The sequence below is a fragment of the Methylosinus sp. H3A genome (assembly GCF_015709455.1).
Classification (GTDB): Bacteria; Pseudomonadota; Alphaproteobacteria; order Rhizobiales; family Beijerinckiaceae; genus Methylosinus.
The window spans coordinates 25,291-43,266 of record NZ_JADNQW010000002.1 but is presented as its reverse complement, the minus strand read 5'-3'; the positions used below and the strand labels follow the sequence as shown (position 1 = coordinate 43,266).

The window sequence follows — 17,976 nt, the reverse complement described above, 5'->3', positions numbered from 1 at the left end:
TGCGTCTGGCTCTTGCGACAGAAATGTCCGCGGCCTTTCAATGATGGCGGTTTTGTCGTGAATGTTAAGAATTCCGGGACACCTCAATTCGGCTCTCGTCGTCAGACAAGGGTTCAAATCGTGATTTCAGTACCTCGAATGTGTTCCGTGCTATATAGAGGCTTGGAATCAAGTTTCGGATTACGCGCCTCGATGCGCTTCCATGCCTCGTCGTCGAAGCATGAAAGGCGATAAAGGCGACAATCAGCTCCGAAGCCTGAAATAACAGATCGGACTCTATCCCGTTCCCTCCTTGACCAGAAGCCGAAGTCGAGAACAACGTCCACCCCAATTTGAAGGCACCGGGTCCACAATTCCTCCATAACCTTCGAAACTCGCTCTGCGTAGTTGGCGAACTGTTCTGCCGGAGGATCATCGCCGTATAGCTTTTGCATCCATTCATCATGAGTGAAACGGACTGCTGCCACTTCTTTTTCCAGGGCGCTCGCAAATGTTGTTTTGCCAGCTCCTAAATATCCATGGATCAAATGCGCCGTAGTCATCCCAGAACTATATGGAATTTCGCCTCGAATGTCAGGATTTTTGCGCAGTAGGCTTAGGCTCAGGACTCATTGATTGAGATAGAAGGCGACAGCGGCGGCGATGCATATGGCGGAGAAGAAGGCGTGCGCGCATCGATCGTAACGGGTGGCGATGCGCCGCCAGTCTTTGAGCTTGGCGAAGAGGTTCTCGATCTTATGACGTTGCCGGTAGAGCGCCTTGTCGTAATCGAGAGGTTTCTTACGGCTCTTTGTCGGCGGAATGCAGGGCTCGGTCCCGCGTTCCGCGAGCGCTCGCCGAAACCAGTCGCTGTCGTAGCCGCGATCTGCGATCAGGGCCGAGGACGGCGGCAGCGCGTCGAGCATCAGCCTCGCGCCTTTGTGATCGCTCATCTGCCCTTCGGTCAACATCATGACAAGCGGCTTGCCGGCGCCGTCGCAAACGACGTGGAGCTTGGAGTTCAGCCCGCCTTTCGTGCGGCCGATACAGCGGGAAAGAGCCCCTTTTTTAGGAGGCTCGCCGCCGTCCGATGCGCTTTCAGATGAGTGGAGTCGATCATGATCCGCTCCGGCTTCGGCCCTTCTCCCGCGAGCGCGGCGAAGATACGATCGAAGACGCCGAGCCGGCTCCAACGGATGAAGCGATTGTAGAGCGTCTTGGGCGGCCCATACTCCTTCGGGGCGTCCTTCCATTGCAGGCCATTCTTGATGACGTAGACGATCCCGCTGACCACGCGGCGGTCGTCCACCCGCGGCACGCCGTGCGCCAAGGGAAAGTGAGGGGAAATTCGCGCCATCTCCGCTTCGCTCAGCAAAAACAAATCACCCATCAAAGCCTCCATTTCGGAGACCTTGAATCACGCCTCACTCCAAATTAATAGGTCCTGAGCCTAAGCCTCTATCAGCCAGTTATTGCTGAGCAGGCAACGGCGTAACTGGCTTGCCCATTGCCAAGGCTACGGCTGTTTCCTGAGCGACCTCAGGTGCAGCCTGAACGTCAGGACTTACCCCGACACCTCCCCAATTGTCGTGCGCGGTAGGGTTTTCCGCCCTGCCAGTGGGCACGACAACGAAGAGGTCAGAACCGATCTCCTTCAATCCGCCTGGGTTCGCACCTCCGCGGGTTTTTTCCCCAATCACGGTCACGCGTTTGAGCACTTGTAGGTCGTAGGCAAACTCCTCACCGGCCGAATAAGTCTTTGGGCCAACCAGCACATAGACGGGCTTGCCGAGATAGCTTACCGGTGTCGGTGAACTCCAAAACGACTCCGTTTTGAAAGTCGAAGTCCCACGATTGCGCCAGATGAGGTCGTTGATGTGAACGCGCTGGCCCGGATCGAGGAAGAAACTGGCAAGGTAGGCTACAGACGCCGGATGACCGCCGCCATTGTCCCACATGTCGATGATGAGCGCGGCGGTGTCCGACAGGTTGCGCATGGCGTCATCGGCTGCCGGGTTAAAGACCGCGGGCGGAACGAACCGCACCAAGTGGATGTATCCGATATTGCCGTCTAGCCGCTTCACCTCAAAGTCGGCATCCTGCGGCGCGGAAGGCGGAGGCTGGTTACGGAACGGCGAGCCGAAGATCACCCTCATATGGCTATCCTGGGTGATCGCCCGGAGTTGGTCGGTCAGTTGCACCGCAAACTTGCCTGGATCGGTTACGCCAGCATAGGTGTTCTCAGCCAATGCCTTCTCCAGCGCATCTGCCGCCTGGACTCCCCTATCCGGGAACACATAACCTTCGCGCAACTCGACGACGATACCTCCGATCACCTTCCTGACCGTCGCCTGATCTAAGGGCACGCTTTGCGCGGCACCAGAGTTCGCCGCAGCTCTTGTCGCGGATGGAACGGCTGTCAACGCGGAGATTATCGCGAAACAGGCGGCCAGGAAAGGCGATCGATGGTACGGCATCTGACGCTCGCATATGATTCAAACGGTTGCGGTGCAATTATTGCCGATAGCTACGCGATGGGTCCGGCAGTTCGTTAGGATCAAGCAGCGAGCACCGCACTCCAGATTTCGGGCGCAGTCGTCCCGGCGGCTCTAAATCTGCTCAGCGCGAATTGACCCTTCCTGATGCGATGCATGAGTTCGACGCCGGCGATCGTGATCGCCGCATGGCGGGCGCCGCCCGATGTGACGCCTGATATCCGTCGAGAGTGATTTTGCGCGGCGGCCGTCCGTGGCGCGCGAACGCACGACGGAAAAACGCTTTGGCGGCGCCGACATCTCGCTTCGCGCGCAGCAAAAAATCCACTGTCTTTCCCGCCTTATCGACGGCGCGGTAGAGATAGACCCAGTGGCCCTTGATTTTGACGTAGGTCTCATCGACGCGCCACGATCCGCCGACTTGGCGCGCGAAACGATTCCATCGCTTTTCAAATTCCGGAACGTAGCGCTGAACCCAGCGCATGATGGTCGTATGGGCAACCGACAAGCCGCGCTCCGCCATCATTTCCACGAGGTCTCGGAAGCTGAGCTTGTATCGCAGATACCAGCGCACACAGAGAACGATGATTTCGCGGTCGAAATGGCGTCCTTTGAAAAGATCGTCCACGCTCAGCATGCCCATAACCCCAGAGTCCGGTTCCGCCCTCCGACGGATTATGTCCCGCTCACGCCGTTCGCACCAGAACCTATTCGCCAAGTCGGGAATCCCACGACCGTGAGTTGGTCTCTCAGAGGTTTGGCATCAGATGCTTATCCGCGACGAAACTCGCGTCTCGTTTCGGGACCGGCCTGCCGGGGTCACGGAAGGGTCGCATCTCATGGTCCACCAACCACTCATCGTTGTAAATTTTGGAAATATATTTCACGCCATTATCTGGAAGAACGGTCACGATACTTCCAGGTTCTTTCATCCGGCGTGCGAGTTGTACGGCGCCCCACACGTTTGCGCCCGAACTGCCGCCGCACAGCAAACCCTCCGAGCGTGCGAGGTGATGGCAAGTGGCGAAAGCGTCTGCATCACTGAATTGAAGGACGTCCGATAGGACGGAAAAATCCATGCACTTTGCCAAATGGTCTTCGCCGACGCCTTCGACGTGATAGGGCGCGATCTGTCCTGGATCGACTACTCCTTGATGAAAATATTTGTGGTAGATTGAGCCTAATGGGTCGAGCAGAACAATGTCGATCGCCGGATTTTTCGCGCGAAGATAGCGGCCGATTCCAGAAATCGTCCCTCCCGTGCTTCCCGAAGCGACGAATGCGCTGATCTGCTTGCCGAGCGCCGCCCATATCTCCGGGCCTGTCGATCGAAAATGAGCTTCGGCGTTGAGCGGATTGTCATATTGGTTCAGCATGAACGAGTTCGGGGTCTCCGCATGTATGCGGCGCGCGGTTGCCACATAATGTCCCGGGCTGTCCGGCGGGGCGGAAGTGAGACAAACGACGACATCGGCACCCATCGCCGTGAGCGCATTCTGCTTCTCCTTGCTCACTTTGTCCGGCATGGTGAGAATGGCCTTGTAGCCGCGCATCGCCGCGAGCATCGCGATCGCTGCCCCCGTGTTGCCCGACGTATTTTCGACGATGGTCGAACCGGAACGCAAGACGCCGCGCCGCTCGGCGTCGTCCGTTATGTAGCTGACCACTCTGTCTTTGATGCTGCCGCCGGGATTGAGAAACTCCAGCTTGGCAAATATCCGCACGTGACGGGGAATATCGAGCGTCGTCAGCTCGAGCAGCGGCGTGCCGCCAATAAACGATTGCAGTCGCATGGAGTCCTCACTTGACCGATTCGAGAATGCCGACGGTGTGGCCGATATCCTGGCCGGCGCGCAATTGGATCAGGGCTTCAGTCGCCGTGATCTCGTGGCTGGAGAGAGCGGCCTCGATCGCGAGCGCCTGTGCTCCGGCTGCATGGACCGACATGCCATCGAAGGTCTCTGCGAGAATGCTCGCCGGATAGAAATGGAACGGGCCGTGTCCGCGCGCCTCCCATGCGGCATAGCCTCCGATCACCTCTTCCGGTTCAGACTGTCGCTTCCATGTGTAGGTGAGGATGTTGCCGCGGTAACCTGTATGCTCTGCGAGATTCAAGATTTGCCGGAGCGGAACGCGGCCGCCGATGGAAGACAGTACGCGCCCGCCAGAGCGCAACATCGGACGAGCTTGCTCGAGCGCGAGATAGTGCAGCGTAATGAGATATTGTTCCGCGAACTTCGGAATAGGCTCCGAACGCTTCGCGATGAAGGTCGAGCTGGTTTGTCCATCTCGGATGTCCCCCGCCTCGGACAGGGGGATGTTCGGAAGATTCTCGTAGATGACGTCGAAATTGACGGCCTCGCCGGCGAGAGGCGCGAGAATGTCCCCTGCCCCGGAGATGAGTTCGACCCGAACATCGGGGCGCAGATTGTCGAGAATGTTGTGGCGCGCGCGATCGACGACGTCCTGATGAAGATCGGTGAAAGCAACCGTATCGGATTTGAGGATCTCTATTGCGGCGAGGGCGTCTAACCCGGCTCCCGTGCCGATCGTGCAGAAGCGCGGGACGGAGGCGCCCGTTTGCGCAAGGGCTTTGAATGCCGGCGTCGCAACGCTGGCGACCCAGTCGCTGCGAAGATCGCTCGACTTGGGGAGATAGGAGCGATCGGTCAGGCCGATCTCGAGCGAGTCACGTATGCGCAGCACGGTAGGCAGCTCGAAGAAATCGGTTGGTGAAACACTGATACGAGAATCTATTGCGGTAATGGTCATCGTATTACTCCTTCTTTCTTGGGGCTGAAATAACCAGCGCCAAGCCGCTCGCGACGATCGCAGCGCCGGAAAAATCGAGAATGCGTAACGGCGTCTTGAGCACGAGAGCGGATAGAACGACGCCGAAAAATGGATTGAGGAGGTGGTAGGACGACGCCATGGCGGCGCCGGTCAGTCTTATGAGCAGTAGCCACAGTCCCATGCCGCCGATCGTCACCACGATCACGAGATAGAGAATGGCCGCAGCACTCTCGGTCGTCGGCGCGATCAAAGGTCTTCCAAAGAAATAGGCGATAGGCAACAGGACAACGGCGCCGGTCACGGACTGCCAGAGATTCAACTGATCGATCGGATAGTGCTGTGCTCGCGCGTGGAACAGCACCGTCGCCAATGAGAACGAGGCAGTTCCCAAAATGGCGAGAGCAATGCCCGTGAGACTCGCGATCTCCCCGAAATCGATGCCGGTGGCGAGGAGTACGCCCGAAAATCCGAGCGCTATGCCCGCCGCCTGTCGAAGCGACATCGCTTCGCTCTCGAAAAGCCAAGACAGCAGCAGAGTGAAAAATGGTGCGCAGCTGACGATGACGACGACTAGAACGGGCGAGATATAGTTCAGCGAATAGAACGTCAGACCAAGATATGCGCAGTTGTTCAACAGGCCGAGCAGAACGCCTGTCTCGACAGCGTTCCTATTCGGCTTCGGTCGCGTGGCGACGACGAGCACGCCGAGAAGGAGCGACGCGATCGTGAAGCGGACGACCAGCACCGTGAAAGGATCGTAATCGCGGAGAGCTATCTTTCCGGCTACGAAAGCTGAACTCCAAATTGCGCTGAAGGCGAGCACTAGAACAGAGAGAGAATTCCGCAACATCACGAGCCTCGCGAGTTGTGAAGAACTATGGGCGAATGGGCATTTGCAGTAAAATTAGTAATTTGCGGGCGATATAAGTGCGCCTAATATGCCTTGTCATCGACAGCATATGAGGCGAGCATGAGCGATTTGCAGAACGACCGCGCGCGATCGGATGCGATCATGGGAGATCGTAGGATCACGCTCGAGCATCTTCGAGCTTTCGTGGCGGTCAGCGACCATGGCGGTTTTCAGCGTGCCGGCAACGAACTCGCGCGCTCACAGTCGGCGATCACGCAGGGCCTCAAAAGGTTGGAGGACATTCTTCGATGCGTGCTCGTCGTGCGTGATCGCGGCCACTTCGCGGGACTGACCGAGGATGGCCATCGCTTCATTGGACCGGCGCGTGAGATTCTGGTGAAGCTCAACGACACGGTAGGGATCATGAGACAGCAGGATGCATCTGACCGGATCGCGCTGGGTGTCTTGGACGACTTCGAGGTCGAGCATTTGAACTCCCTCGTCGCACGCTCCGTCGAGAGCAATTCCAATCTGCGCGTCGAAGTCGTTTCCGGCCTGTCGGAGCAATTGAAAGAACAATTTTCCAGAGGCGCGCTGGATATCGTTCTCTACAAGGACATGGCGGAGGACAACCGCGTTGGCTGTGAGTGTAATATGCGGGTCATTCGTGAGGAGCCGCTGCTCTGGGTCGCCCGCGAGAGATATCGTTTTGATCCGAGCTGTGAGCTACCGCTCGTCACCTTTCCAGACGGCTGCGCCTATCGGCGCGCGGCGATTCAGTCGCTGGAGACGACGGGCGTTAAATATTCGATCGCCTATTCAAGCGCATCCTACGAAAATGTCCGCTCGGCCATCAGCGCGAGGTTGGGAGTGGGAATACTCCCGAAGAGCGCGGTCGGCCCCGATCATGCGATCATGTCCAAAGACGTTGGGCTCCCCACCGTGCCGAACATTCGACTGGTGCTCGCGATCCGCAATGGTTCGGCGCGGTTCGACAGATTCGCGGGCGTCCTTCACAAGATGCTGACCGGACCGAAGTAGCGGAAAGGCGATCAGATATGCTGACAGTCCCGTGACAAAGGCATTCCTGCTTACGGCTGAAAGTCCGCCAGCTTGAGGAGGCGGTAGAGCATCGGGGCTGTTGCTGTCGCGACGACGGCGAGGCGCGGGATCATGTCGGCGAGATCGTATCGCCGATTGAAACGGTATTCGAATTCGGCGAGGTAGCGCGGGAGATGTTTCTTCCCGACGGCTCGATAGGTTCCGACGATCGCCGCCTTGATATTGCCGAGGGCGGTGTTGACCCATTTGAAGGCCGGGGTTTTTGCAGCTTTCGCTCCCGACCCTGTGACGATTGCGGTGTGCCTGCAGCCGACGTCCGTCACGGCGGCGAAACAGTTCAGTCCATCGGAGACGACAGCGGCGCCACTCTCGAGCGCTGCGCCGGCGAGCTTGCCGCGCGCCAAACAAGGTGAGAGTCCAGCGTCAATCTGGATGAGAATCGCGGGGGTGTCGGCGTGACGAAGGGTTGCGGTGCAAATTTTGCGTGAGCAACTTTTCGTGTCAGGAATTCTCGCTTTAGGAGGGTCTTCCGCGTCATCCTCACTTGGCTGCCGACGGGCACGAACGTCGCGCAGCTCGCAGCCTTCTATCACGGCATTCTGTAGGCCATCTCCTTCCAGGCACGGGATGGCGCGACGCGAGCGGAACTGGAGGCGCTGATCGAGCCGGCCCTGGCCGTATTGAAATAGGCGGTGCAGCGACAGGAAGCCGGGCTGCACAAGGGAATTTCTGTTTGTAACAGCTGAACTTCCCGGCCTTCCGTTCTCCTGAACCGCGGGCGGGAGACAGATGAAATGAATAGGTTTTTTTCCCCAGCGCGGCGACTTCGCTCCTGTCACGCTCTTTGGCGCCGCCCACCCGCATGGCATCACCTCGATGCATCGAAGGCATCGATGCCAGTGAGTTCGGCGGAAAGCGTCCAGAGCCGCTCGGCCTGATCGGGATCGGCGGCGTAATCTCGAATACCGACGAACGGTTGATTTGTAGTCTCGGCGCGCACGGCAATATCGCAATCCTCGCAATAGAGACCGGCAAGACCGTCGAGGATCGGCGAGGTCGCGGCCCAAACTTGCGTCGCCGCGCCTTGGGCTGGCGTCTTGAAGGTCGGATCGGCTGGCGCACCGCTCGCGTCGAGCCAGCCCTCGGCGATCATCTCCGCCTGCACCAGATGCCGCTGGAGCGGCGTGAAGATCTTTCCGGGATGAAGCGAGAAGGCCTGCACGTCGGCCTCGCGCCCAAGTCGGCCGAGATGGACGGCGAAGAGCGCATTCGCCGTCTTCGACTGGCCGTAGGCGCGCCATTTGTCGTAACCGCCAATGAAATGAAGGTCGTCCCAGATGATCGGTGAGTTGTGGTGGCCGGCCGATGAGACCGAGATGACACGTGCACCACCTTCGAGCAGCGGCCAGAGCGCGTTTGTCAGCGCGAAATGTCCGAGGTGATTGGTGGCGAACTGCACCTCCCAGCCTTGTCCTACCCTCGCCTCCGGGCAGGCCATGATGCCGGCGTTGTTGATCAGAATATCGATGTGTTGGCCACCGGTGAGGATGTGCTCGGCGAAGGCGCGCACGCTGTCGAGGTGCGAAAGCTCCAACGGCTCGACCGTCACGCCGACGATGTCCTTCGTGGCTACCGCCGCTGCAACTGGATTGCGCGCGGCAACGACGACCTGGGCTCCCGATGCGGCGAGCGCCCTGGTCGTTTCCAGGCCAAGCCCCGAATACCCTCCGGTGATGATTGCGCGTTTACCGGCGAGATCGATATCGGCGAGAACATCCGTCGCTGTGCTTCTTGCCCCAAAACCGGACCCGAGCGGTTTCTGATGGTCGATCATGGTGTCTCTCCGAGAGGTGTGGTTTCGCCCGTATGTTTGCTCCCAGAAAGGATGACCCGTGGCACCCGCACGATCCATGTCGTATGATCTGATTTTCCTTCTCGATCGTCTGGATTTTCGCCTTGGACCCATTGTCCGATGTTCTGTCGCTTCTGAAGCCGAAAAGCGCGATCAGCGCGGGCCTTGATGCCGGTGGTGAGTGGGCGATCCGATTTCCCCCACATGAAGGCATCAAGTTCAACGCCGTCATGCGCGGCGCCTGTTGGGTCCAGGTCGATGGGGAGCCTGATCCGCGACGGATCGAAGCCGGCGACTGCTTCCTGCTGACGCGCGGCCGTCCGTTCCTCTTCGCGACGGACCTCGCATTGCCCCCGATCGAATCTCCCACGATCTATGATCAGGCTGTCGACGGCATCGCGACCTGCAACGGCGGCGGCGACTTCTTCCTGATCGGCGGCCGTTTTTCTTTCGAGGGCGATCATGCCGGAATGTTGTTCGGGGCCTTGCCGGCCATCGTTCATGTGCGTGACGCCTCGAACCAGGCTGCCGTTCTGCGCTGGTCGCTGGAGCAACTGGCTGCGGAACTGAAAGATCGGCCTCCAGGTGGCATGCTGATGGTGGAGCACCTCGCCCAGATCATGCTCTTGCAAGTCTTGCGACTCTGGCTCGCCTCCGGGACGGAAAAACCCGCCGGATGGTTGTCGGCGCTGTCCGATCCCCGGCTGACGAGAGCGCTCGGCGCCATGCACGCCGAGCCCGCTCGCCACTGGACGCTTGCGGAACTGGGAGCCATCGCCGGCATGTCGCGCAGCACTTTCGCCGCGCGCTTCCGAGAAGCGGTTGGACAACCGCCCCTGGACTATCTCATCCGCTGGCGCATGGTGCTCGCGGCTGAACGGCTCAAGCGAACGAACGACAGTGTCGGGGCGATCGGCTTTTCCATCGGCTATGAATCCGGAGCGGCCTTCAGCACGACCTTCCGGCGGGTCGTAGGCTGTGCGCCGGGAAAGTTCCGACGAGACGACGCTTCCTGATCTTCTCTGCCGCGCGCCGTGTCCGCTGACCGCTCTCCGATCAATGGGTCGAAGTCAAACTTGCGCGTCATTCCACCGGAGGAATCTCCGCCTCCCGTGCCAAAGCAGCTTGGACGGACGCCCGCGCGTCGATCCGCTGCATGTAGAGCGCAATCGCCGGCCAACGGTCGAGGTCGATCGAAAAGCCCTTCATCCAGCCGAGCACGGTGAAAAGATAGGCGTCGGCGACCGTGAAGCAGTCCCCCATCAGATAGTCCAGTGATGTGAGGTTCACCTCGATGAAGTCGAGGCGCTGGTACAGCCGATCGCGGAAGATCACCAGCGCCTCCTCCGGTAAGGCTCGGTTGAACAGCGGGCTCGATCCGGCATGAACCTCGCTGGTGATGAAGTTGAGCCATTCCTGGAGCCGAACCCGGTCCAGGGCGCCAGGGGCCGGAGTCAATCCCGCCTCCGGTTTCAGGTCGGCCAAATACTGAACGATGGCCGGTCCTTCGGTCAAAACCTCGCCGGTATCGAGTTCGAGTGCCGCGACATAGCCTTTCGGATTGATGGCGAGGAAATCCTCTCCCGCAGATGTGCGTTTTGTCCGATTGTTCACGCGTACGAGTTCGTAGGGCAGTCCGAGCTCCTGAAGCACGATGTGCGGTGAGAGCGAACAGGTGTCGGGCGCGAAATAGAGCTTCATCGTTGGGGCCTCGCTGAGGGGGTAGGTCGCCACGCACATTGGCAGGTCCCGTGACATAATAAAAATTACTGATATATTTTTCTGATATAAGCTCACCTACTGTGAACCTGACCTAACTCCAGAGCCCGATCGCCGTCGCCGAGGTCGGCAGCTTCACCGCAGCCGCGGACAAGCTCGGCGTCACCCAATCGGGGATGAGCCAAGCCCTGGCCGCACTCGAAGAGAGCCTGGGAGTGAAACTGCTCATCCGCCAGCCACGGGGTGTCGAATTGACGGCCTTTGGGGAGCGCGCGCTCGAACACGCGCGTACGGCGCTCTCGCATCTGGAGGCGATCGAAAGGGAGGCAATGGCGCTGATCGGCGAGGAGACCAGCGCCATTCGTCTGGCGGGGTTTCCAAGCGTCTTTGCCACGGTCCTTCCGCCCTTGCTTCGGCGTTTTCGCACGCTCCATCCGGGTATCGACCTCGTGCCGCTCGAAACCGACGACATGGAAGCGGAGGCCTGGCTCGCGGCGGGATCAATCGATCTCGGCGTCGTTCTCAACCCATCTCCGGCCAGAAATGCCGTTCCGCTCGGACGAGATGCCTGGGTTCCGATCCTGCCGGCGGCGCATCCCCTGTCACGGCGTAATTCGGTCTCGATGTGCCAGAGTGGAGGTGTTAAATCTCACTCGAGGGAGGCGTCCATGAAAAAAGTTAGCACTATTGGATTGGATTTGGCGAAGAATGTTTTTCAAGCTCATGGCGCCGATTCGTCGGGGGGCGTCATTTTCCGCAAGAAACTACGGCGAGCGCAGGTGCTGGAATTCTTTGCGGCCCAATTGCCGTGCGTCGTGGCCCATGGAAGCTTGTGGAGGGCCGTATTTCTGCGGCCGAGAGATCGGCAAGTTCGGGCATCGCGTAAGGTTGATTCCGCCGGCCTACGTCAAGCCGTTTGTAAGGTCTCGTCGACGCGCCGCGATCCTCCGGCCTGGCGCGCAAAGCGGTTCCCTCGCTTTTCAAACTCGGGAACGTAGCGCTGGACCCAGTGCATGATGGTCGTATGAGCCAAATATAAGCCGCGTTCGGCCATCATTTCCACGAGATCTCGAAAGCTGAGCTTGTATCGCAAATACCACCGCACGCGGAGAACGATGATCTCTCGGTCGAAATGCCGGCCTTTGAAAAGATCGTCTACGTTCAGCATTGTCCATTACCCCGGCGCCGTCGTGCCTTGCCCACGAAATTATGCCTCTCTTGCGCCGTTTATCCCAGAACCATTTTTTGAACCCTTTGCTTATATGCGATAGCCCTGCACTTTGCTGGGGGATACTTACTCGGGTCTTGAGCCAAAGCTCGAGGAACTCCGTCAGACGCAGCTGACCACCGAGTCGGCCTTGAGTTCCTCAGCGAGAAAATCGACAAATCCGCGCACCGTCCGGGCGAGGCCGCGACGCGAAGGAAAGACCGCGTGAATAATTCCCGTCCGTGGTGTCCAGTCAGACAGCGCCGGCTCCAGGAACCCCTGCTCGAGATGGTCTCTCACGAGATATTCGGGCAATTGCACGATCCCGACCCCATCCATGGCGGCGCGGCGCAGAGTGACCATGTCGTCGGTAACGAAGCGGGGCGTGAACGGGACCGAGACGGCTCGCCCGTCGGAGTCGGTCAGCTCCCAGACATGCCTGGCGGTCGCTCGCGTCAGATCCATGCTGTCGAAACGCCCCAAATCCATCGGCGCGATGGGCCGTCCCAAGCGCTCCAGCAATGCGGGCTGCGCCACGATGATCTGCGCGCTCTTGGCCAACGTTCGCATGACCAGAACGGAATCTTCGAGTGGCGGAAAGCGCACTCGGAGCGCGACGTCGATCGCCTCTTCGATGAGGTCGACGGGCCGATTGGTCGCGATCAATTGAACCACCACGCGCGGGTGCGCCAATAAAAAACGCGAGATGATTCCCGAGACGCGACTCTGCGCCAGAGCAATCGGACAACTTACCCGCAAAAGGCCTGACGGTTCGATCCGCGTTTCCTCGACGACCTGCCTGGCGGCCTCAGCCTCGGCGATCATCCCGGCGCAATGGCGAACGTATTTTTGACCGACCTCGGTCAGCGCGAAACGACCTCCCGAGCGCTGGATCAGCCGCACCCCGAGTTGCTCCTCCAGGACGCTGATGCGGCGACTGAGCGTCGATTTCGGCATGCCGAGCATTCGTGCGGCGGCCGAAAAACCGCCGTGTTCCGCGACCTTCGCAAAATAATAGAGATCATTGAGGTTCTGCATGATTTTCGTTCCAACATTGGAACGAGGTGTGCCACCCAATCCGCTTTCTGACAAGCGCATGCGGCGCTAGAAATCACGCGTAGCATTCGACTTTGGAGGCGTTATGCCGAAAGTTCTCGTTCTCTATTATTCGACCTACGGCCATATCGAGAAGTTGGCGGAGGCCATCGCGGCGGGCGCTCGCGACTTTGGAGCGGAGGCCTCCTTGAGACGCGCGCCTGAGACGGTTCCGGAAGCCGTCGCTCGCGACTCCGGATACAAGATCGACCAGAAAGCGCCGATCGCCACGGTGGAAGAGCTCGAACTGTTCGATGCGATCATCATCGGCTGCGGAACGCGCTATGGCCGGATCGGGGCGCAGATGGCGACCTTTCTGGATCGGACCGGCGGCCTGTGGGCGCGCGGCGCGCTCAACGGAAAAGTGGGTTCGGCGTTCACCTCCACGGCAAGCCAGCATGGCGGCCAGGAGACGACCTTGTTCTCGATCGTTACCAATCTTCTGCATCTCGGCATGGTGGTAGTTGGCTTGCCGTACAGCTTCCAAGGGCAATTGGCGACAGACCAAGTGACGGGCGGCAGTCCCTACGGCGCCACCACGATCACTGGCGGCGACGGCAAGCGCCAGCCGACGGAGAACGAACTTGCCGGCGCGCGCTTCCAGGGGCGGCTCGTCGCCGAGATTGCGGCGAAGCTGGCCTCATGACGCTTTCAGGCGCTCAGGGACCGAAACTTCCTGCGGATGGAGGCTCTAGCGTCATGCGGGGAGGTTTACGATTTGGGTCACTCACGGCGGCCGGTCTCGCGCTCGCGGCGGCTGTCTATGCCGGCGGCAAGGCGCCCGCGTCGCTGCGAGAAGGGGCCCTCGCCCCGTCTTCGCCGGCCGTCACGGTAGAGACCGCCGCCGCGTCGGCCGGCCCATTGCCGCGCAGCGTCACGGCCGTGGGGTCGCTGCGGGCGGTCCGGCAGGTGACGTTGACGCCTGAGGTCGGCGGACGCGTCGTCGCTATCCATTTTCACGGCGGCGAACGGATCGCCGCCGACATGCCGGCCATCGACTTATACAGCAAGCCGCAACAGGCGGAGCTGGCGCAAAATCGCGCCGAGGAGACCGTGGCCCGGTTGCAATTGCAGCGTTCGACGGAATTGAATCGGCATAACGCGTCCTCCCAGGCCGAGGTCGACAATCGTCAGGCCGCCTTCGACCGCGCGAGCGCCATGGTCGCCGCGAGCGAAGCCGCGATCGCGCAACGGACCGTGCGCGCGCCGTTCTCCGGCATTCTCGGCGTGCGGAACGTCGATCTCGGACAATATCTCAATCCTGGCGACGCGATCGCCACGCTGACCGATCTGGACGAGCTCTTTATCGATTTTGCCGTGCCGCAACGCTATCTGGGCGACCTCGTCGTCGGACAAACAGTGGAGATCGCCACGGACGCCGTCGCCAAACGGCGCTTCGTCGCCAAGCTCGAGACGATCGAGCCGCAGGTCGATCGCGGCACGCGCAATGTCGCGCTCCGCGCCAGGATCGCCAATCACGACCGGCAAATGCGGCCGGGACTCTATGCGACGGCGACGCTGAGCCTCACGCCGGAAAACGGCGTCGTCACCGTGCCGGAGACCGCCGTCTTGGCGAACGCGTCGACCAAGACGGCTTTCATCGTGCGCGACATCGGCGCCGACGGCGAGGGACGCGTCGAGCAAGTGGTCGTCGAGACCGGGCGGCGAGTCGACAGTCGCGTCGCGATCCTCTCCGGCCTCACGGACGGCGACATCGTCGTAACCAGCGGCCAGTTGCGGCTGTCGCCTGGCCTGAGGGTCAGGTCTGTTTCGCCGCGACCGTCGGACGGCGCGTCGCTCGCCGCCAAATCTCCGCATTCCAAATCTTTGCATTAGAGCGAGGGCGCCGTGGTTTTCACCGACATCTTCGTGAGAAGGCCGGTTCTCGCCACGGTCGTCAGTCTCCTCATCCTGCTCGCAGGCGTATGGTCGCTGCTCTCCCTGCCGATCCGGCAATATCCCAAGCTGCAGAGCGCGGCGATCACGGTCGAAACCAATTATCCCGGGGCCTCGCAGCGACTGATGCAGGGCTTCGTGACGACGCCCCTCGCGCAAGCGATCTCGACCGCCGACGGGATCGAATATATGACGTCGATCTCGACCGAGGGAAAGAGTCTGATCAAGGCCCGCCTCAAGCTTGAGGCCAATCCCGATCGTACGCTGGCCGAGATCATGGCCAAGGTGCAACAGGTCAAATATCTGCTGCCGCGAGAGGCTTTCGATCCGATCATCGACAAGATAACGGACGATCCCACGGCGGTGATGTATATCGCGCTGATGAGCGAGACGCTGCCCGCTCCGATCATGACGGACTACGCCGTGCGCGCGGCCCAACCGCTGCTGACATCCGTCAACGGCGTGGCCTCGGCCCAGATCATGGGCGGCCGCAATCTGGCGATGCGCATATGGCTCGACCCCGACAAGCTCGCCGGACGCGACATCACCGCGGCCGAAGTCTCCCGAGCCCTGTCACGCAACAATGTGCAGATCGCCGCCGGCCAAATCAAAGGGCCGCTCACCGCCGTCGCAGTCGCGGCCAATACGGACACACAGGATCCCGAATCGTTCCGGCAATTGGTGATCAAGGCCGGCGCCGGCGGACTGGTGCGTCTCGAGGACGTCGCCGTCATCGACATCGGCGAGCAGAACTACGAACAATCCGCGCTGATCAACGGCCGCCCCGCCGTGGTGATCGCCGTCAACGGCGCGCCCGCGGCGAACCCGCTCGAAATCGTGCGCGACGTGACGGCCCTGCTACCACAGCTCGAACGCTCGAAGCCCGTCGGCATGGATATCCAGAACGTGTTCGATGTGGCGCGCTTCGTCGAGGCCGCGCTGCGCGAAGTCGAAAACACGCTGGTGGAAGCTGCGATCATCGTCGTCATCGTGATCTTCCTCTCCCTCGGCTCTGGAAGAGCCGTGCTCATTCCCATCGTCACAATTCCCTTGTCGCTAGTGGGCGCAGCGACGCTGATGCTGGCGGCCGGCTTCAGCCTCAATCTCCTGACGCTGCTGGCCATGGTGCTGGCGATCGGCCTCGTCGTCGACGACGCCATCGTCGTCGTCGAAAACATTCATCGGCATATCGAACACGGGGCCGGACCTTTCGAAGCGTCGCTGCGGGGCGCGCGCGAAGTCGTCGGCCCGGTGATCGCGATGACGATCACGCTCGCCGCGGTCTACGCTCCGATCGGCCTGATGCAGGGGTTGACCGGATCGCTGTTTCGCGAATTCGCCTTCACTTTGGCGGGGGCGGTCGTCGTTTCGGGCGTGGTTGCGCTCTGCGTGTCGCCCATGATGAGTTCGCTGCTCCTACGGCCGCAGATATCCGAAGGCCGGATCACGGCGGCCATCGAGCATGGATTTGCGCGCCTCGCCGACGCCTACGGCGCATTGCTGAAAGCGACGCTCCGCGTGCGGCCGCTGATGATCGCCGTCTGCCTCGCGACGGTCGCCGGCACGGCCGCGCTCTATCTCGGCGTGAAGCGCGAATTCGCGCCGAGCGAGGATCAGGGTACGGTGATGGAGGTCGCCAAGGGTCCCCGCTACGCCAATCTCGACTACACCGAGCGCTACGCCTCCCGGCTCGAAGCCGCGTTCCGACGACTGCCGGAAACGGACACGACCTGGGTGTTGAGCGGCTCGAGCCAGACCGAACCCGGTCCGCATGGCGTTTTCGCGGGCGTCAACCTCGCAACCTGGAGCAAACGCGAACGCAGCGCGGCGACCATCATGGCGGAGCTGCAAGCAGATGGAGCGCAAAATCCCGGGCTGAGCGTGTTCGCCTTTCTGCTGCCGGCTCTGCCCACCACGCCTGGCCTGCCCGTGCAGATGGTGCTGTTTGGACCGAGCGAGTTCGACCGATTGTACGAAGTGAGCGGACATATCGCCGAAACGGCGCGAGCGAGCGGCCTGTTCGCGGTGGTCGACACGGATTTGTCGTGGAACAAGCCGGGCTCGACATTGACGATCGACCGCTCCAAGGCGAACAACCTCGGGTTGACGATGGAGGACGTCGCCACCACGCTGGCCACTCTCGTCGGAGAAAAATACGTCAACCGCTTCGAGTTACGTGGACGGTCGTATGACGTGATCCCGCAGGTCGAACGCCGGTTCCGCGCCGACGCGGCGGGCCTGGGCCGTTTCCATGTGCGATCGACGTCCGGCGCCCTGCTCCCTCTCGACACGATCGTCGAGGCGTCCGAACGCGCCGAACCGAACCAGCTCGGACAGTACGATCAGATGAACGCGGCGACCATTTCCGCCGTCCTGGCGCCGGGCGTAACCATGGGGCAGGCCGTGACGTTCCTACGGCGGCAGGCGCGCGACCTGCCCGTGGGTCTTGCAACGGCATGGCTCGGAGAGTCTCGCCAATATGTCACCGAAGGCGATCGGCTCACCGTCGCCTTTGGCCTCGCGCTCGTGGTGATCTTCCTCGTGCTGGCGGCGCAGTTCGAGAGCTTTCGTGACCCGCTCGTGATCCTGGTCAGCGTGCCCCTCTCCGTATTCGGGGCGCTCCTGCCGCTTTGGCTCGGCTATGCCACGCTGAACATCTTCACGCAGATCGGCCTCATCACGCTCGTCGGCCTCATCTCCAAGCACGGCATATTGATGACCGCTTTCGCGAACGAGTTGCAGCGGCGTGACGGTCTCGACCGCCACGCCGCCGTCGTCGAAGCGGCGCGCATCCGGCTACGCCCGATCCTGATGACGACGGCGGCGATGGTCGCAGGACTTTTTCCGCTGATCTTCGCCGCCGGAGCCGGCGGTGCGAGCCGCTTCGCCATCGGCGTCGTGGTGGTGGCCGGCATGCTGGTCGGCACGCTGTTCACGCTGCTTGTGCTGCCGACGATCTATTCGCTTCTCGCTCAGGACCACCGTGGACGGCCGCTCGAGGACGAGCGGTCGGCGTCGGCGGCGTAGC

15 protein-coding genes and 4 pseudogenes are annotated in these 17,976 nt (G+C 60.9%); 7 read left to right on the top strand and 12 right to left on the bottom strand.

Going from position 1 to position 17,976, the window contains the following annotated elements; all coding sequences use genetic code 11:
* Positions 1 to 113 precede the first annotated feature (113 nt).
* The 7 genes from IY145_RS00420 to IY145_RS00390 all read right to left on the bottom strand — a co-directional run bounded on the left by IY145_RS00420 (position 114) and on the right by IY145_RS00390 (position 6,117).
* A complete protein-coding gene (locus IY145_RS00420) occupies positions 114 to 542 on the bottom strand; it encodes an AAA family ATPase (protein WP_196406444.1) in 429 nt (142 codons plus the stop codon).
* A gap of 66 nt (positions 543 to 608) precedes the next feature.
* Positions 609 to 1,369, bottom strand: a protein-coding gene (locus IY145_RS00415; RefSeq protein ID WP_196406443.1) for an IS5 family transposase whose coding sequence is annotated in 2 segments (ribosomal slippage) — positions 609 to 1,036 and positions 1,036 to 1,369 — 762 coding nt in all. Because the reading frame shifts where the segments join, the coding sequence is not laid out codon by codon here.
* A gap of 79 nt (positions 1,370 to 1,448) precedes the next feature.
* Positions 1,449 to 2,456: a S41 family peptidase gene (locus IY145_RS00410; RefSeq protein WP_196406442.1), complete on the bottom strand. Its 1,008-nt coding sequence runs from the start codon at positions 2,454 to 2,456 to the stop codon at positions 1,449 to 1,451.
* Between the two features lie 142 nt (positions 2,457 to 2,598).
* Positions 2,599 to 3,111, bottom strand: coding sequence for an IS6 family transposase (locus IY145_RS00405; protein WP_409455276.1), 513 nt, complete (start codon positions 3,109 to 3,111; stop codon positions 2,599 to 2,601).
* Positions 3,112 to 3,223: 112 nt separating this feature from the next.
* A complete protein-coding gene (locus tag IY145_RS00400; RefSeq protein WP_196406441.1) occupies positions 3,224 to 4,267 on the bottom strand; it encodes a PLP-dependent cysteine synthase family protein in 1,044 nt (347 codons plus the stop codon).
* Positions 4,268 to 4,274: 7 nt separating this feature from the next.
* Complete coding sequence (locus tag IY145_RS00395; protein WP_196406440.1) at positions 4,275 to 5,246, bottom strand: class I SAM-dependent methyltransferase; 972 nt, start codon at positions 5,244 to 5,246, stop codon at positions 4,275 to 4,277.
* 4 nt (positions 5,247 to 5,250) lie between these two features.
* Positions 5,251 to 6,117, bottom strand: coding sequence for a DMT family transporter (locus IY145_RS00390; RefSeq protein WP_196406439.1), 867 nt, complete (start codon positions 6,115 to 6,117; stop codon positions 5,251 to 5,253).
* 120 nt (positions 6,118 to 6,237) lie between these two features.
* Between IY145_RS00390 and IY145_RS00385 the strand changes: the two genes are divergently transcribed.
* Positions 6,238 to 7,158 carry a LysR family transcriptional regulator gene (locus IY145_RS00385; protein ID WP_196406438.1) on the top strand — a complete coding sequence of 307 codons (921 nt, stop codon included), beginning with the start codon at positions 6,238 to 6,240 and terminating at the stop codon, positions 7,156 to 7,158.
* Positions 7,159 to 7,208: 50 nt separating this feature from the next.
* Here the strand turns inward: IY145_RS00385 and IY145_RS26425 are convergent.
* Positions 7,209 to 7,565, bottom strand: a pseudogene (locus tag IY145_RS26425) (transposase); the annotation flags it as partial.
* A gap of 482 nt (positions 7,566 to 8,047) precedes the next feature.
* Positions 8,048 to 9,013, bottom strand: coding sequence for an SDR family NAD(P)-dependent oxidoreductase (locus tag IY145_RS00375; RefSeq protein WP_196406437.1), 966 nt, complete (start codon positions 9,011 to 9,013; stop codon positions 8,048 to 8,050).
* A 122-nt stretch (positions 9,014 to 9,135) separates the two neighbouring features.
* Between IY145_RS00375 and IY145_RS00370 the strand changes: the two genes are divergently transcribed.
* Complete coding sequence (locus IY145_RS00370; protein ID WP_196406436.1) at positions 9,136 to 10,047, top strand: AraC family transcriptional regulator; 912 nt, start codon at positions 9,136 to 9,138, stop codon at positions 10,045 to 10,047.
* 67 nt (positions 10,048 to 10,114) lie between these two features.
* Here IY145_RS00370 and gstA read toward each other — a convergent pair whose 3' ends face one another.
* Positions 10,115 to 10,732: a glutathione transferase GstA gene (gstA, locus tag IY145_RS00365; protein ID WP_196406435.1), complete on the bottom strand. Its 618-nt coding sequence runs from the start codon at positions 10,730 to 10,732 to the stop codon at positions 10,115 to 10,117.
* Positions 10,733 to 10,860: 128 nt separating this feature from the next.
* Between gstA and IY145_RS26095 the strand changes: the two are divergent.
* Positions 10,861 to 11,361 (top strand): annotated as a pseudogene (locus IY145_RS26095) (LysR family transcriptional regulator); the annotation flags it as partial.
* 57 nt (positions 11,362 to 11,418) lie between these two features.
* Positions 11,419 to 11,683, top strand: a pseudogene (locus IY145_RS00355) (IS110 family transposase); the annotation flags it as partial.
* Here the strand turns inward: IY145_RS00355 and IY145_RS25180 are convergent.
* Positions 11,673 to 11,918, bottom strand: a pseudogene (locus IY145_RS25180) (IS6 family transposase); the annotation flags it as partial. The pseudogenes IY145_RS00355 and IY145_RS25180 overlap by 11 nt on opposite strands.
* A gap of 162 nt (positions 11,919 to 12,080) precedes the next feature.
* Positions 12,081 to 12,995: a LysR substrate-binding domain-containing protein gene (locus IY145_RS00350; protein WP_196406434.1), complete on the bottom strand. Its 915-nt coding sequence runs from the start codon at positions 12,993 to 12,995 to the stop codon at positions 12,081 to 12,083.
* 103 nt (positions 12,996 to 13,098) lie between these two features.
* Between IY145_RS00350 and wrbA the strand changes: the two genes are divergently transcribed.
* From wrbA to IY145_RS00335, 3 genes are read left to right on the top strand one after another with little or no spacing between them, the layout of a single operon-like run.
* Complete coding sequence (gene wrbA, locus IY145_RS00345) at positions 13,099 to 13,698, top strand: NAD(P)H:quinone oxidoreductase (RefSeq protein ID WP_196406433.1); 600 nt, start codon at positions 13,099 to 13,101, stop codon at positions 13,696 to 13,698.
* Positions 13,699 to 13,751: 53 nt separating this feature from the next.
* Positions 13,752 to 14,888 carry an efflux RND transporter periplasmic adaptor subunit gene (locus IY145_RS00340; protein ID WP_196406432.1) on the top strand — a complete coding sequence of 379 codons (1,137 nt, stop codon included), beginning with the start codon at positions 13,752 to 13,754 and terminating at the stop codon, positions 14,886 to 14,888.
* Between the two features lie 12 nt (positions 14,889 to 14,900).
* A complete protein-coding gene (locus IY145_RS00335) occupies positions 14,901 to 17,975 on the top strand; it encodes an efflux RND transporter permease subunit (protein WP_196406431.1) in 3,075 nt (1,024 codons plus the stop codon).
* Position 17,976: the final 1 nt, after the last annotated feature.